The sequence below is a fragment of the Sulfitobacter sp. 1A13353 genome, from assembly GCF_043557255.1.
Classification (GTDB): Bacteria; Pseudomonadota; Alphaproteobacteria; order Rhodobacterales; family Rhodobacteraceae; genus Sulfitobacter; species Sulfitobacter faviae.
The window spans coordinates 266849-281452 of the sequence record NZ_JBIFFS010000004.1 but is presented as its reverse complement, the minus strand read 5'-3'; the positions used below and the strand labels follow the sequence as shown (position 1 = coordinate 281452).

Below are 14604 nucleotides of genomic sequence, written 5' to 3'. Positions count from 1 at the left end.
GCAAAAAGGCAAATTGAGCAATGATTGAAAAGAAAACGAGATCCCCCAAAAAGCGCCTTATGACGCTACGCGCTCTAAGGGCAGGGTGGATGAACGGGGAAGGAGAGGAGCTCACTGAGCGATCTTTGGCGGTTGCGGAGCGGCTGCTGAATCTGTCCCCCGATCTCAGAACCGTGGTTGGCATTTTCCCAACCCTGGAAGGTGGCGTCCAGCTGGAGGATGACGCATTCGAAGTCCTGGTTCACCCGGACGGATCGGTGCATGTGACGGATGACCTTCTCGAAGGAAGCGAACAGCACTTTGCCTACGAGGCATTCACAGGTGCGATCCAAGATATTCTGCAGGTAATCTACCCGCTGGCCGCGCGCAGCGTGAACCTGCGCAAACCGCCTGAAAGCTCCGAGCGCGAGGATCGGCTTGAAAGCATCCTGCGGCGCATCCTCCCGATCTCCAACACCATCGCGTTCAACCCCACACTGCGCGCTGATCTAGCCCGCGAGTTCACGAGCATGCGCGGGAGCTGCGGACGCCGTCCAACAACGCAGTTCAGCATTACCGAGACCTTGATGAAATACGACGGTCCCTTGCTGGCTTTGGCAGATGCCGAAGGCCGCAAAGCTGTATTGATGCGCCTCGATGAGCAAGATGCAGGGCACTACTTCTCCCTTGCAGTGCCAGCGCCTCAGGTCATGGATCAGCTGATTGCGGGGGACATCTGCATGCGGCAGGCCTGCCTGCATGAGCTGACCGACACTTATGTCTGCGATGAGATTTCAGATGGATCTACAGCGACGATCTTGGAAGGCCCCATCCGTGAGCATCACCTGCCTCTGATGGAGCTTTCTGTCAAAGAGCTCATTGACGAAGCCCGCGCGGAAATGGAGCACAGCTGATGGCAAATTGGTATATGGCCGACCCGCATTTCGGGCACAGCAAAATCATCGAATATTCCAAGCGGCCGTTCAACTCCGCGCGCCATATGGATGAAACGATCCTGGGCAATATCAACGCGGCGGTGAAGCCCGACGATGATCTCTGGATTGTCGGGGACTTCGGTTTCGGCGGGGTAGGGGGTGACGACACCTATCTGGAAGACATCCATGCGCGCATCAATTGCCGCACCCATCTTGTCAAAGGCAATCACGATGAGGAGCGCGTGCTGGCGCTGCCCTGGGATTCAATCCACCCCTTGGCAGAGATCAAGGACGGGACACGCCATGTGACCCTGTGCCATTATCAGATGGTTACATGGTACCGGTCGCGCAAAGGGTCGATCATGCTATTCGGGCATGTACACGAGAAGCATCTGGGCAATCTCAATTGCATCAATGTCGGTGTGGATGTCTGGGGGTTTCGGCCGATCAAACTGCGCGAAGCGATGAAGCGCGGCAACAAGTTGCCCATCAATCCCCTTTGGTCAATCTCGGAGCATGACTCTGAAGGTCCCGGTGAAGCCTGATCAACTGATCGGGTCGAGATCGATGGCTTGCACATAGAGGATTTCGCAGGCGCCAGCGCCAGTGTCGCCGCGCTCAAGGGACGTCTTGAGGTAGGTCTCACCGTCTGAGATATCGACGAGGAACCCCGTCAGCCTGACCAGATTACCTTCCTTTACCTCGGACATCTGACGTTTCACTTCGTCATTGGCTGGAATGATATGGATGTTCGCTGAGTTCGGAATGATCATGTATTTATTCACCGAGGCCCCGGCACCATATCGGTAATGCATGAACCTGTTGCGTTGCCAGAATGAAACTTCAGACAGGTTTGCTGGATCTGACATCTCATTCCAGCCGATACCGATGTCCCAGGGTGCCATGTGATACGCCCCCCAAGGGAGATACCTCTTCTTGCCCAGCACCACACCGGTTACGTCGAAGAGGGCCTGAGGGATTAGCTGTGCTCCATCTGCCTCGAAGGTAAAGAGGGCGGTCTCAATCTCCTTCTGAAGGGGTTCTTGGTAAACCAGAGCGCCCTTCGTGTCGGCCATGATGTCAATGTCGCTAGGCTCGAAGTAATCGACGGCTTTGATGACCCCAAAAACGGAAAGAGCCATCCCGGCAAGTAGCCCCAGTTCTTTAAAGGGAAATTTCATGTTGATCACGCTCGATTAAGGTTTGCCCATTTTTGTTGAAAGCATAGCATAGGAAAGATGTGCGAAAAGCGTAGAAGATAGAGATAATCGGTATTTATGTGGAGTTCAGTCGAATGACCGTGAGCCAGGACAACGCCCCGTCAACGGAAGCGCTGCGCGCCCAGCTGTGCGAACAGAACGAAAAAGCGATTGCTGCGCGAGAGCCTTATAGTCGGGGTGTCCACCCGCGGGTCTTGGCACTTCGCGCCGCCGGGAGGTCTGAATGACCGTACCTGACATCAGAATTGCCAGGTTTATCGACCGGCTTCGTGTCTTCTTGAATGACCCTGAAGCTGGTGCGCTGAACGCCGCTAACCTCGAGAAAGCTCGAGAGCTGTTTGCCGAGTTGCTCGCACTGCGCTTTGAGGGCAGCGGTAGAGCCAGCGATATTCTGGCTGAGGTCTACGATTGCCGCCGTGAGCGCCTCAAGATCATTCGAACTCCACATCCTCATATGATCCGGGATCCCCACGGGCCCGATGGTGCCAGCCTAAGTGACGCCATGGAGAGCATTGAATTGTTGATGCAGGTGACCTCAGAGGCCGTCCGGGGGGTTGCGGCTGAGGTATCCCACCAAGAGACCGAAAGGCAGTCCCGTGCGCGGCATGTGGCACGCTGTGAGCCTGTGCGTCGGTGGGGTGAAAGCATCAGCATGGATCATCCCCGTCTGTCGCGCATTCTAATTAACTTTGCCACTGAGGTCAGCGCGCCAACAATGTTGACCGAAGAGGAATCCAATTGTCTTGGATTTGGTCATGAGCTGGCCACGCGCTTGCTCGCGCCGGAACGGTTCGATGATCTGACAGAGCATCTGATCGAGATGGCGAAGGTGAAGCTTGAAGTCTGCCAAAGGTAGATAACGTTCTAAAACAGCGCGACAGGAAGTCTTGCGAAAAATGAGCTATGCCGACAGCGCAGATCCGTGTTGCGATCTGTGCGCTACCAAGTTTCGCACTCGAATCCTATATTCGCTGCACTGCAGAAACGTGCCCGCCGTTGTATTGATAGGTGGGAAACCAAAGGAACCCACAATGTCAGTAACTACAATCAACGTCCCGTCCGAGGGCGGTCGCTTCAGCCACATCTTCTCGAAAATGCGTCGCGCTTTCGAAGCGCGCAAAATTGAGCGCACCACCTACCTCGATCTTGCACGCTTGTCTGATCATGAGCTGAATGACATCGGTATCTACCGCGGCGACATCGCGCGCATCGCGCGTGAAGCAGGCAAGATGCGCGGCTAACGCCGACCCACGCACGCGCGGAAGCTGCAAGACTTCTGACTTGCCGCCCTTTTCAAGGAAGCTGCATCTCAACCGGCCCGGTTTGTTCTGGGTCGGTTTTTTGCTGTTGCGGTTCAGATCGAGCCTTCTGCCAATCCCGGGTTAGTGACATTTCATCACCCATTGCCTTGAGCATGTCGCGATCAGATGTTTCCGCCACCAGATTGGTGAAGAGGGTGGCATAGCGCTCGTCATGCCAGTCGTTGACGCAATGCACGACCTCATGCGCGGCGAGTATCCCAAGACGTTTCAGAGATGCGGGATCTGAGAGCTTGTAGGCCTGTCGTCCATCCCGATCGACGGGAGACATCAGAATGCCGTGACGGACCCCATCGAAAGCCTTATGCAGTCCCCGCAGGTTCTCGTCGAAAATGAAACCAGTGACCCATTTCTCCTCCCCATATGCCCCGAAGGTAGGATCGAGCTCGGAAAGCTTTTCCAGCATGTAGCGGCAAGCGCCAGTCCAGGCTGCATGGAGCAGCTCGGCATTGCGGCCGGTGCCGCCGGGCTCTGACCATGTATCCGGTCTATACCTGGCGATGGTGGCACGCTGTGCGGAGGAAGGGTTATCGATATAAAGCGCGACCGGCAAGCGCAGGCGCTCTTCGGGACGTTGCTCCCGTGCTTGCGCTGAGGTGCTGGGCGCCACCTCCCTGCGCTGCATACGGGCAGTTCGGTCGAGCTGATTACCCGGCAGCGTTTCGGCCACATCCGTAGGCGTTTCGCGGCTTTTACGTTTTGGGATCGCAAAACCAGCACCGATGCCGGCCACACCAAGCAGATGCGTCTCCGGGGTCTTGGACTTCTCGCGGAAAACCGTTTCATGATCCGCGGCCGCTTGCGAGAAGAATTTCATGAGCTCTGTGCGGAACTCACCTCGAATGGAATCCCGTGAAGCTGTCAGCACTTCGCGCGACCGGTCTGGCACAAGATCAACGGTGACCTGCACGGGGGCCGAGATATGCTCGTCATACATGGCGATCCCGTCGACCCGGACCACGGCCCGGCTTTTCACCGCCGTAGCGCCCCGGGAGACATGAAGATGGGCCCAAGGACCCTTATCGTCAGCAAGATCGGCGAAATGTTTGCCTTTGCGGGACCATCCTGTGAAGCGGAAGGCGCCGCTGTCACGCGCTTGGATCTCGTCATCCTGAAAAGGGTTAAGAGGCGCGCCAGAAGGATCAGATCCAATAAGGTCCATTACGATGGGTAGGCGGATCGAGGACTGTTTAAGCACATTGCGCAGACCGCGCATAAGGCCGTAGCTGTGCTTGGCCTCAAGGTCGACGCTGACAGCGGTGCCGCGCACATGGGTCTGGGTCTCCCGGATTGTATAATCCGCCCCTTCGCCTTCCACCACGATATTGCAGCTGCGGATTTTGTAGCGTTCATGCGAAAAGCACGTCAGGAGACGCGCCCGGCCAAAACCGCCGACACTGTCGGTCCCGGCTTTGGTTGAGCTGCCCAGGCGCATATAGACGTTCTCGATGAGATCCCGGTCCATCCCGCAACCATCATCGGCAAAATCGACGCGCAGGTCTCCATTATCGGCGTAGCGGGTGCGGATCTTGATCGACTTGGCGCCTGCGTCCACCGAGTTCGAAATGAACTCCCGCCAGAAGGCGCTGCGCCAGTCGGCATAGACGGTATCGCGCTCTGAGCGGAAGAATTCCTTCGGCACCGATATCTGTGGCATGGATGTCTCCTTTATTGTGGATAATCATCGCCTTTCTTCACGAAAAACCGAACGGACTATTCTTGAGCGCCTAGATGAGGAGGGAACGAAGAACAAAAAATGCGGAGACATAAAATGGCAGCACAGAATGTAACCTACTTCCAGGGCGTAACATCAGAAGATCGCGTGACGATCTTTGTTCCACCTGGTGAATTCGACGCCCATATCACACGTAGTGTGTACGAGGCTGAGCTCTTCACAACGGATATGGCGCTGATCATTCGGATCAAAGGGCCGGTTCCCAAAATGCTCGCCACCGAATTGAGGTTCAGGGATGCCATTGTCGAGGGCAAGAAAGAGATCTGGATCTCCCATCTTCACCCGGAGTTCGGCTATATCCTCGATCAGGCGCGTCTTGATTTCACCACCATCGCTTAGCGACACATGACGGTTTGCGAAAAATATTGCCCCGACCTATAATCGCGTATCGCCGCCCCGCGGCCCACACATGGGAGATCAAGATGAAGACCATTCGAAGCCTGATTATGGCGATGACTGTCACAGGACTGGCCACTTCGGCATTTGGCGCCGAGGGCGATCCCGAGTTCGTAGAGGTAAATGACAGCATCCTTGCCGTCATCGCCGGGCTTGAAAAAGAGAAGCTGGTCGACTGGGTGCATTATGGCGATCTGGATGGGGATGGTACGGCTGAAGCTGTCGTGAAAACCATGATGGGCCCCGATGCGAACGACCCGGAATTCCGTGAGTGGCGCGTCATCGACATGCAAGACGGCATGGGGGTGCAATTGGGGACCTGGTATGGGACCGACATCGAGGTGGTTCGCACCCGGACGCAGCTTACCGGTGATCAGGATATCAGCGCGGTCATGTCTGATGGCAGCCTTTGGTTTATCTACAAAGGGAAGATGCGGCCCTTTGGTGATATGGTGGCCGCGCGCGTTGATACCATCCACCCCGGCTCGGCTCTTGATACCCCATTGTTTGATGGTTCCGGCGTGGGTGAGGTCTACCTCGAAGACATGGCGCGCCTGACTATGAACATCTCGCAGCATCCTGGGGATGAGGTTCTTATCTCTTTGATGGGGGAGCACTACTGGCGGGGGGATGACGGTGCGACGCCATATGTGCTTACGACGGCCTCTGGTGAGATTATTCACAGCGGTTGGTCCTTCACCCATCCCTCTGTCTATAAACTCCCAGATGGGGGGTTCCAGCTCATCGAGACCGCAGGGGAAGGCTATCGGGCCATTTTCTTCCCGGAAGATCCGGTTCAGTAAACCTGGAACAGACTTAGAAGAATGGGGCTGTCGATTGGCGGCCCCATTTATTTTGCATGGCTGCCCTGCCGTGAGAACAGTTGAGAACAAAAGCAGAACATGCTACCTCGGACCGACATTACTTAGATGAGGGGAGCTTTTTAATTGGTAACGATTCTCGAGGAAGTCAGTAACTTTGCCCAGTACCCTGATGGGCGTCTGCGCGTTGGTCCTTTTTTAACTGGACCTGAGGAAATCGCACGCCTTCTGGCCCGCTATGGACTTCACTTAGGCGCCTCGAATGAGCGCGGAGTTTGCTCGACAACAATGCTTGGGGTGATGATTTCTTGCGCCGGGGAGGGCGTTAAGGGGTATTTCCTTGATGAGGAGGGTCTGGAGGCCCCCTCTAGCGATGTTGAAGATTTTCTGATTGAGGCCGTGGGACCGGGCACGAACTTCATCATCGAAGGGCACCACTGCCCGGATCAGCAGAGCATGGTGCGCTCCAGCATGAACGCCTGGCAATCAGAGGGTGACCTTGTTGTCTCTACACAGCGCGCCTTGTTCACGCGTGACGGAGAACGGGTGACCATGCTCAATCAGGCCCCTGTCTCTATCACCAGCCCGAGCATCATTGCAGGCAATACCCCACCACTTTGTCTGGTGGGGTAGAGGTTACTTCAGCGAGGTGAACGGGCTTGATCGATCGTCTGTCCAGGCGTGCGCTGGATCAACTTTGATCTCTTCCCATCTTGTATCAGGATCCTGCAAGAAGTCTGGCATCTGACCGTTGCGTACAACCACCAAAGCCAGGATGGCGACCTCATGCGCGGCCGCACCCATTGCAGGCTCATCGTAGATATAGAAAGCGCGATGCCCCAGATGGGCGGCGGCGGCGCCGAGCGGCTTACGCAGATCGAAATATCGGTTCGAAATATGGTAGGCTAGGACTCCATCCTCTGACACATCCTCCATGAAGACCTCCATCGCCTCTACGGTCGACAGATGCATCGGCACGGCATCCGAGCTGTAGGCATCGATCAGAAGGACACCATAGTCGGATTTGCGCTTCTCAAGCTGGATACGCCCGTCTCCGACAAAGATGCGCGCATCTTCACCATAGCTGGACATGAAGTTGAACAGCTTGGGATCTTTCGCGATCTGCACCACACCCGGATCGATCTCAAAAACATCGATTTTCTGGTCTGGCGCGCGATAAGCCAGCATGGCACCGACGCCGAGACCCATGATGCCGACCTGATCTGCATCCTTCCAGGAAGCGGAAGAGGCGATCTCGCCCAGAGCGCCATCCCGACGGTAGTAATAGATCGGCTCGGGATCAATCGTATCGCCAGAGATCTGCCCACCGTGGATTGTGGTGCCGTTCATATAAACGCGAAGCTCACCATTATCCGCGACCCGGTGCAGACCGAAGAAATTGCGTTCCTCATAAATGGAAACACCTCTGCCATCGAGCGCCACTGTGGCAACAGTTACAGCGCTGAGCAGGAGCACTCCGACAGTCCGGTATTTTACCAGGGCCAAGAGGATGCAAGAGATCAAAGTCACCACCGTAAGGTTGTAGGGTGTGGCGACCATCTGCAGATATTGCCCATCAACCGCCAGGATGAAGATGATCGCTGTCACCAATGCGGCCGAGATAAACGGGCTGGCGCTGCGCAGCTCACCATCAAGGCGCAGAAGCAATACGGCCGCGGCGGCCAGGACGGTCAGCGCAAACTCATACATGCCGCCCATCAGGCCGGGCGCCATGATCGCATTGAAAAAACCACCAGCTGCGCCACCGATCGAGATCGTAAGATAGAAGACGGTCAATCGAGATGGATCCGGGCGCAGCTTGTAGAGGCGACGATGGAGATGCAGGCTGACCACCGTGAAGGCCAGAGCCATGACCACAGCCACTTCCAGCGTCAGCAGATTGGCGAAGGATGCGATGCCCGTGACACCAAGAACGGCGATCGCACAGGGGTAGAGCCAGACCATGGTCTTGTCTGAAAGCAGGGCCTTGCTTTGGAAGCCGGCCACATATGTCATGAGATAGAGCGCAAGCGGGATGACCCAAAGCAAAGGGAAAGAGCCAAAATCCGTGGTGACCTTTGTGGTCAGCGCCAGCATCAGGGAGGAGGGCACGAAGGCGATCGCCGCCCAACGCATCATGATACGCATATCAGACTTCTTGTCGCTGATCCTCAGGACTGTCTTGGCATCTGGGTGATCATGTGTCGTCCAGAAGGCGGAGATGAACAGCAGCGCCCCAAGAAGGATGAACCCCATGCTCCAACCCATGGAGATGGCCGAGATGCCAAAGAAGGGCTCAGCAACCAGCGGAAAGCCGATCAAGGCAATGAGGGCACCGACATTGGAGGCGCCATATAAGAAGTAGGGGTCATGTGAGGACTGACCGCGGGTCCGCCCATACCAGGTCTGGATCAAGGGTGCGTTGGCCGAGAGGAAGAAGAACGGGGCTCCGACAGTGATCCCATAGAGGATCAGAGTCTGCGTCTGGATCGCAGTTCCGGTCTGCAACGCCCAGTCGGCCGCGACCTCCATTGGCAGGAATGTCGTTGCGACCAGCCACAACAGAAGATGGATGCCGATTTGGTGTCTGATCCTCGGCAGGCGGGTCAGAAGATGCGCATAGAGGTATCCGCCGATCATGACGCATTGGAAGAAGAGGGTGGCCGTTGTCCAAACTCCAGCTGCGCCCCCAATCTTCGGCGTGACCAGTCGAGTCAGCAAAGGCTGCACAAAAAACAAAAGCCCTGCAGAGAGCAAGATGGAGAGGGTAAAGAGGACAGGCGTTACATATTTCGCATGCAAAGACCCCTTGTCATGAAGGGTGCCACCGGTGGCCGGAGTGGCTGCTGTTTTCTGAAATTCCATAGTCACGATAACGCATACCTGGTTGGTGATAAGATTTCCTTACACTAGGGTTTTTCGCAAACGGTTTCTATCCTGTGAGCTTGAATGATCGTTCTGGAACGAAGTTTCCCACAGGAATATTGCCATGCCCAAAGATAACGCCGCTCAGAGCGAGACACTTCAGGTCACCGTCACGGCGGTGATGCATTACAACGAAGAAGACGGCTTCGCAATTATGCGCGCTGAATCGATCATTGGGGAAGAGGTGAAGATCCTCGGCAATTATCATGAGAACCCCAAAGGACAAGATGTCATCGTGCATGGGGTCTATGAGCATAATGAGACCCATGGCGAGCAGTTCAGGGCGGCTTATATCGAGCCGGATCGCCCGACACATCCACATCGGATCGCATCCTACCTGGGAGCCTTGGGCATTCCGGGGATCGGACCAGCGATCGCACGGCATATCACCGACCGCTTTGGTCCAACCACGCTGGGTGTCATTGATCGCACCCCAGAGAGACTGCGTGAAGTGCCACGGGTCAAAGAGGAGACGATCGATTATCTGAAGGAGAATTGGAAGGGCATTGGCGCCCACCGCGAGCTTGTTCTCTTTTTGATCGACGCAGGCATCCAGGTCAAAAAAGTGCATGAAATCCGCGAAGCGCTCGGGTTTGCTGCGGAAGCAAGGATCCGAAAGGACCCCTATGTGTTGTGCCGGGCTGTGAGTGGCTTTGGTTTTGATCGCGCAGATGCAATCGCGCGGCGCTTTGGGATCGACCCGCAGAGCGACGTGCGAAAAAGAGCGCTGGTAGACCTGATCCTGTCCAATGCCCTGTCTCAGGGTATTTGCGGGGTGCCGCGGGTCGAGCTTTTGGAAAAGTCGATCGATAAGCTGAAACTGCCGGCCCAAGAAGTTATCGGGTTCGTTGATGGTCTTATCGATCAAGGCCACTTCGTTTGCGAGGAAGTCGAAGACACAGCCGTCATCTACCTGCCACATGTGATCGCGACCGAGCGGCGCCTTGCGGAGCATATTTCTGATATCTCAAATGGCGCCCCGGCCTGGCGGCAAATCGATGCGGATGCCGAGATTGACGAGCAATCCGCAATGACTGGCTTCCGCTTGGGCGGAGAGCAGCGCGGGGCCGTCCGGACGATCCTTAACAGCCGTATGTCTGTCATGACTGGTGGGCCAGGCGTGGGCAAGACCACGACCCTCAAGACCGCGCTTGATATCCTCTCTAACTACGGCGTCAAAATCGCCCTCTGTGCGCCGACGAATATGGCCGCCAAGCGCATGTCGGAAATGACAGGCCGCAAAGCTACGACGATCCACAGCTTGCTGGAGGTCTCAGGGGAAACCGGAGGGTTCAGGCGCAACGCAAGCAACCCGATCGAGGCAGACCTCATTGTCGCCGATGAGTTCTCGATGACTGATATCAACTTGGCAGAGAGTCTGCTCAAGGCCGTCGACGATGGCACATCGGTGCTCTTCGTGGGGGACGTCGACCAGCTTCCATCTGTTGGGCCCGGCCGGGTATTGCATGACCTGATCATGTCCAACGCGATGCCCGTTTCACGGCTGACGGAAGTATTCCGGCAAGGCAAGGAATCGATGATCATCCAGGCGGCCCATGCGATGAACCGCGGCGAACTGCCGCCGCCGGCGCCGAGCGACATCCCAAAGGCAGAGCAGGACTATCTCTTCTTGAGAAAGTCGAACCCCCGGGCCACGCAGGAAGCCATCATTGAGATGGTCTGTGAAAGACTGCAACACCATCCTTTGCTGTCCGACGGGTTTGATCCAATCCGCGATGTGATGGTGATCTCCGCAATGAAAGAAGGTGAGGCGGGGGTGAATACACTGAACCTCAAGCTGCGGCAGAGACTTAACCCCCTCCCTGAGGTCGGTTCAAACAAGCGTCTCGATGTGCTGGATGGCTCCGGAAAACTCCGCGTGGCGTACGGTATTGGTGATAAAGTCATGAACACGGTCAATGATACCGATGCAGAAATCGTGAACGGCGATATCGGTCTGATCATTGATCTGGACCCCGATGGCAGATTGCTGGTGGACTTCGATGGGCATCACGTGGAAATGGAGGGAAAGCAGATCCGTGATCTCCAGCTGGCCTATGCGACAACGGTTCATAAGGCTCAAGGGGCTGAATCGAAGGTCTTGATCATGCCTGTCGTGGACCAATTCAATCACATGCTGCAGCGCAATCTAATCTATACGGGCCTGACGCGTGCGAAAAAGCTCGGGATCATGGTGGGCTCAATGGATGCTTTGGAGAAGTCCGTGCGCAATATCGACAACCAGAAGCGCTGGAGCTTCACGGCGGAGGCAATTCGACGTCAGATGGACGTTGTCCCAGAAGATGATCTCGCACTCACAATGTAATCAGACAGCTTCCAGAAGGGGCACCATCCGAATGAGGAGCCGGTCGCGGATCCACAGGGGGAGACTGTCATAGTTCTGGATCAGGCGACTGCAAATCTCTGTGGCGTCCCAATATGCGATCTGAAGCTGCAAATTAGAGAGCTCACGTGCCACAGGCCGTGTTACGCCAGACCAGGATACCAGAAGGCCTTTATCGGCCCCACGGGCCTGTATAACGCCTCTGAGACCCTGTAGCGTGGGTTCATCTACCACGATGTCCCCAGACTTGACCTGACCGGCAATTGTGGGGCCTTCAATACCGAGACCTCCACGGGCTGCCAGAAGATCACACCCCCCGTCTGGTCCGGGCGGGGCGACAGTAACCTTATAGCCTTCGATCTCCAGTAGTGCGCCCACCAGGCGTGCAAGATCATGGCCCGCGAAGGTTGAGCCCACTTGAGCACGCATACGTGCTTCCAGCATGGGCAAGATGCTGTCGGGATCCATGCTCTGCGCCGCGGCGCTGTCGCGCGTGCCCGCTGGACCGGGATCCTTGCCATCTGCAACCAGCGCCTCAACCCGGGCAAGAGCATTGTTGCGGGAGAGTTCGCAGATCTGGTTTCCGGCCGACATAGAATGGTGAAAGTCGGGATGCAGATCTGTCTTGCTAATTCCTTTGCGAAGCCATTCGACCTCTCGGCCGGGGCGTCCGTCATCATCAGCAACAGAACCTGACCTGAAAATGCCGATCGCAACGCATTTCCTTTGGTTGTGGGGATGCATCACCAGATCACCGGCCTGGATTTCGTTGAGCAGCAAATGCAGCTGTTTGCCGAGGTTCTCGATGCGGCCTGTCTTTTCACGTGGGTTGGCAGCGACGACCTCTTCAAGGATCATCTCATAATCAAGATGATCGGAAAGGTCTTCGCGCACACTGAACTCACCCGTGACCACACCGCTGTCGATCGCGCGCTCGTCGTAGTTTCCAACCTTGGGCGGTCTGATCAGCCAGACCCTACGTGATGTCATTCCATGCCCCTTTGCGAAAAACCGTAAATTTCATCTATGCGCCATATTTTGCGCTGTCCAGGTAAGTGTCATCCGCCAAAAGCCATCGTCAGCAGCTTGGCTGTGGCAAAAACCATGGCGACAACAAACGTCATGGACACCAAACCACCGATCAGGCCCGCGGCGACCCAGCGACCGTCTGTCTCAAGCCGGCCGAGAGTTATGATGCAGATAGACAGACTGGGTAGCATCGCGGTGAAGGGCAGGGGGATCATCATGCCGATGGCAAGAAGGATCACGAAACAGTCGAGGATCAGGTCGACCCCAGGCCGAGATTGCCAGGCACCACTGGGCTTGACCCACCTTTCCGCGGAGGCCAGCCATGACGAGAGGCGGCTGCGCACCGCATCATAGCGGCCACGAGATACTCTGGCACGCATGATGAAGCGCGGCAGCTTTAACGGCAGCCCGGAAGCTTTCTGGATGCAAACGATGATCAACGGAATGCCGATCAGGACGGTGAGGCCGGGAGGTGCCGGGATAAGGCCAAGCGCCGCCAGAAAGAAAATCGCAGCGCTATGGGCCAAATCATCCAGCGTTCGGGTAAGTTCTGCTACCGTCGCATGGCCATCGGCGCCGGGAAATGGCGCGTCCTTCAATGTCTGTGACAGTGAGCGGTGATTGCGATCTGAAAAGGCGATGTCAGTCGGCACCAGAGGAAAGGACCTTCACGCCTGTAAGGCCCGTCTCTTTGGTTGTCCCAGTGATGCCGAACTCTGAGACTGTGGTGCCAGTGGGAGTCTCACCCGCGACATCTTGCTCCTCCGCGAGCAGAGCGTCTTCCGCGGCCTCCAGCTCCAAGAACAGTTCATTCTCTTCTGCTGCCGTCAGATCGCCAATATTCTCCCCTTCATTCACAGATTGAGCATCATCACCTGCGGCACCCAAGGTCCGCTGAGTTGGTGCGGCGCTCGGGGCCTTTACTGTTTTAACGGCGGTTTTCTTGTCGACTTTCTGGTCAGACTTTTTTGTTTCCGTAATCCAAGGCTCGATCTCTGTCTTGTTGCCGTAGATGTAGGCGTTCAGATCCGCGGCATTCAAAGACGTAGCGTCTGAGCATGGGACCCAGCGACCGCAATCCTCAGCCTGGACAGGCAAAGTGTAGGACAAAATGAGCGCGGTGGCCGCGCCAAGAGCATGAAGCTTACGCATGAAGATCTCCGGGTGTCTGAATTCCTCATTAAGATAGACCTGATTTTGTTTGCGAAAAACAGATATGATGGTGTTAACCTCAGATAGCTGTGGATTGTCTAAAGGATCAGCGTGCAATCTGAGCCGAAGCGGTTCAATCCATGAGCCTCGCCATTGCAGAAGTCGAACGCAGACATAGGATTAAGGAAAATAAGAAACTGGAGGCACAGCATGTATCACGCGATCCCTACGCGCAAAGAAGTTCTTCGCCGGGCAACGGTTCATCTCGACAAGCTCAAATTGGGGAAGATGTTCCCCAGCTATGAGGCGGGCTGGACAGGTAAGGAGGCTGCCGACCTTCTGGGATTGATCGACGACCTTTGTCTGATCCTGGATCACGTCGCACCAAAGTTGCTCGACCGCGCATGGTCCGATCGTGCCAGAGAGCTCGATGTAAACTACACGCCAGGCAGCATCTTAAGGGCGAGCCGGGAGCGCATCGCTGTGGATGGTGGCTTTTCAGATATGATGGAAGCCAATTGCCAGCTCCTCAAGCAAGCCGCCGCGGGACAGGGAACCTGTGCATGGAATATGAAGGGATGCAGTGCTCTGCACAACATCCTTGAGGAATTGATCTACAAGGTCACAAAGCTCACCCCGACCATCCTGAGCAATGTTGCAAAAGCATCTGAGGCAGAGATGCCGCGTTTTTTGGAGGCCGTTGCCTAACCCCAACGAACAGCTTCAGAGTGAAGGTGTCTCGACATCAA

At 56.0% G+C, this 14604-nt stretch carries 15 protein-coding genes; 9 read left to right on the top strand and 6 right to left on the bottom strand.

Annotated features, from left to right (window positions below; translation table 11 throughout):
- Window positions 1-20: 20 nt before the first annotated feature.
- Window positions 21-893, top strand: a complete 873-nt coding sequence (locus ACGYLO_RS12110) for a hypothetical protein (RefSeq protein ID WP_394376689.1) — start codon at window positions 21-23, stop codon at window positions 891-893.
- A gap of 14 nt (window positions 894-907) precedes the next feature.
- The gene (locus ACGYLO_RS12105; protein ID WP_394376688.1) at window positions 908-1459 is read left to right on the top strand and encodes a metallophosphoesterase; all 552 of its coding nucleotides are present in this window, start codon (window positions 908-910) and stop codon (window positions 1457-1459) included.
- Here the strand turns inward: ACGYLO_RS12105 and ACGYLO_RS12100 are convergent, their stop codons facing one another.
- On the bottom strand, window positions 1460-2095 hold the full coding sequence (locus ACGYLO_RS12100) for a hypothetical protein (RefSeq protein ID WP_394376687.1): 636 nt from the start codon (window positions 2093-2095) through the stop codon (window positions 1460-1462).
- Between the two features lie 262 nt (window positions 2096-2357).
- On the opposite strand from ACGYLO_RS12100, the gene ACGYLO_RS12095 reads away from it, so the two are divergent.
- Both ACGYLO_RS12095 and ACGYLO_RS12090 read left to right on the top strand, forming a co-directional pair.
- Window positions 2358-2990: a hypothetical protein gene (locus ACGYLO_RS12095; protein WP_394376686.1), complete on the top strand. Its 633-nt coding sequence runs from the start codon at window positions 2358-2360 to the stop codon at window positions 2988-2990.
- A gap of 175 nt (window positions 2991-3165) precedes the next feature.
- Window positions 3166-3375, top strand: coding sequence for a DUF1127 domain-containing protein (locus ACGYLO_RS12090; RefSeq protein ID WP_394376685.1), 210 nt, complete (start codon window positions 3166-3168; stop codon window positions 3373-3375).
- Between the two features lie 52 nt (window positions 3376-3427).
- Here ACGYLO_RS12090 and ACGYLO_RS12085 read toward each other — a convergent pair whose 3' ends face one another.
- Window positions 3428-5110 (bottom strand): ATP-binding protein, encoded by a 1683-nt coding sequence (locus ACGYLO_RS12085; RefSeq protein ID WP_394376684.1) that lies wholly within the window; start codon window positions 5108-5110, stop codon window positions 3428-3430.
- A gap of 114 nt (window positions 5111-5224) precedes the next feature.
- Here ACGYLO_RS12085 and ACGYLO_RS12080 point away from each other — a divergent pair, with 114 nt between their 5' ends.
- The 3 genes from ACGYLO_RS12080 to ACGYLO_RS12070 all read left to right on the top strand — a co-directional run bounded on the left by ACGYLO_RS12080 (window position 5225) and on the right by ACGYLO_RS12070 (window position 7038).
- Complete coding sequence (locus ACGYLO_RS12080; protein WP_394376683.1) at window positions 5225-5527, top strand: hypothetical protein; 303 nt, start codon at window positions 5225-5227, stop codon at window positions 5525-5527.
- An 83-nt stretch (window positions 5528-5610) separates the two neighbouring features.
- Window positions 5611-6387 (top strand): hypothetical protein, encoded by a 777-nt coding sequence (locus ACGYLO_RS12075; protein WP_394376682.1) that lies wholly within the window; start codon window positions 5611-5613, stop codon window positions 6385-6387.
- Window positions 6388-6531: 144 nt separating this feature from the next.
- Window positions 6532-7038: a hypothetical protein gene (locus tag ACGYLO_RS12070; protein ID WP_394376681.1), complete on the top strand. Its 507-nt coding sequence runs from the start codon at window positions 6532-6534 to the stop codon at window positions 7036-7038.
- Between the two features lie 3 nt (window positions 7039-7041).
- On the opposite strand, the gene ACGYLO_RS12065 is transcribed toward ACGYLO_RS12070, so the two are convergent.
- Window positions 7042-9270 carry a fused MFS/spermidine synthase gene (locus tag ACGYLO_RS12065; RefSeq protein ID WP_394376680.1) on the bottom strand — a complete coding sequence of 743 codons (2229 nt, stop codon included), beginning with the start codon at window positions 9268-9270 and terminating at the stop codon, window positions 7042-7044.
- Between the two features lie 124 nt (window positions 9271-9394).
- Here ACGYLO_RS12065 and ACGYLO_RS12060 point away from each other — a divergent pair, with 124 nt between their 5' ends.
- A complete protein-coding gene (locus tag ACGYLO_RS12060) occupies window positions 9395-11656 on the top strand; it encodes an ATP-dependent RecD-like DNA helicase (protein ID WP_394376679.1) in 2262 nt (753 codons plus the stop codon).
- On the opposite strand, the gene ACGYLO_RS12055 is transcribed toward ACGYLO_RS12060, so the two are convergent.
- The 3 genes from ACGYLO_RS12055 to ACGYLO_RS12045 form a co-directional block, all read right to left on the bottom strand.
- Window positions 11657-12664, bottom strand: a complete 1008-nt coding sequence (locus ACGYLO_RS12055) for a restriction endonuclease (RefSeq protein ID WP_394376678.1) — start codon at window positions 12662-12664, stop codon at window positions 11657-11659.
- A gap of 68 nt (window positions 12665-12732) precedes the next feature.
- Window positions 12733-13356, bottom strand: a complete 624-nt coding sequence (locus ACGYLO_RS12050) for an exopolysaccharide biosynthesis protein (protein ID WP_394376677.1) — start codon at window positions 13354-13356, stop codon at window positions 12733-12735.
- Window positions 13346-13855: a hypothetical protein gene (locus ACGYLO_RS12045; RefSeq protein WP_394376676.1), complete on the bottom strand. Its 510-nt coding sequence runs from the start codon at window positions 13853-13855 to the stop codon at window positions 13346-13348. Before ACGYLO_RS12045 ends, ACGYLO_RS12050 begins: the two co-directional genes overlap by 11 nt.
- Window positions 13856-14065: 210 nt before the next feature.
- On the opposite strand from ACGYLO_RS12045, the gene ACGYLO_RS12040 reads away from it, so the two are divergent.
- Window positions 14066-14563 carry a hypothetical protein gene (locus ACGYLO_RS12040; protein ID WP_394376675.1) on the top strand — a complete coding sequence of 166 codons (498 nt, stop codon included), beginning with the start codon at window positions 14066-14068 and terminating at the stop codon, window positions 14561-14563.
- Window positions 14564-14604: the final 41 nt, after the last annotated feature.

What these genes read in the sequence shown, in the direction of transcription:
- ACGYLO_RS12040 (WP_394376675.1), top strand. Translation starts at nt 14,066, where the DNA reads ATGTATCACGCGATCCCTACGCGCAAAGAAGTTCTTCGCCGGGCAACG.
- ACGYLO_RS12060 (WP_394376679.1), top strand. Translation starts at nt 9,395, where the DNA reads ATGCCCAAAGATAACGCCGCTCAGAGCGAGACACTTCAGGTCACCGTC.
- ACGYLO_RS12085 (WP_394376684.1), bottom strand. Translation starts at nt 5,110, where the DNA reads ATGCCACAGATATCGGTGCCGAAGGAATTCTTCCGCTCAGAGCGCGAT.
- ACGYLO_RS12095 (WP_394376686.1), top strand. Translation starts at nt 2,358, where the DNA reads ATGACCGTACCTGACATCAGAATTGCCAGGTTTATCGACCGGCTTCGT.
- ACGYLO_RS12100 (WP_394376687.1), bottom strand. Translation starts at nt 2,095, where the DNA reads ATGAAATTTCCCTTTAAAGAACTGGGGCTACTTGCCGGGATGGCTCTT.
- ACGYLO_RS12090 (WP_394376685.1), top strand. Translation starts at nt 3,166, where the DNA reads ATGTCAGTAACTACAATCAACGTCCCGTCCGAGGGCGGTCGCTTCAGC.
- ACGYLO_RS12045 (WP_394376676.1), bottom strand. Translation starts at nt 13,855, where the DNA reads ATGCGTAAGCTTCATGCTCTTGGCGCGGCCACCGCGCTCATTTTGTCC.
- ACGYLO_RS12080 (WP_394376683.1), top strand. Translation starts at nt 5,225, where the DNA reads ATGGCAGCACAGAATGTAACCTACTTCCAGGGCGTAACATCAGAAGAT.
- ACGYLO_RS12105 (WP_394376688.1), top strand. Translation starts at nt 908, where the DNA reads ATGGCCGACCCGCATTTCGGGCACAGCAAAATCATCGAATATTCCAAG.
- ACGYLO_RS12065 (WP_394376680.1), bottom strand. Translation starts at nt 9,270, where the DNA reads ATGGAATTTCAGAAAACAGCAGCCACTCCGGCCACCGGTGGCACCCTT.
- ACGYLO_RS12110 (WP_394376689.1), top strand. Translation starts at nt 21, where the DNA reads ATGATTGAAAAGAAAACGAGATCCCCCAAAAAGCGCCTTATGACGCTA.
- ACGYLO_RS12055 (WP_394376678.1), bottom strand. Translation starts at nt 12,664, where the DNA reads ATGACATCACGTAGGGTCTGGCTGATCAGACCGCCCAAGGTTGGAAAC.
- ACGYLO_RS12075 (WP_394376682.1), top strand. Translation starts at nt 5,611, where the DNA reads ATGAAGACCATTCGAAGCCTGATTATGGCGATGACTGTCACAGGACTG.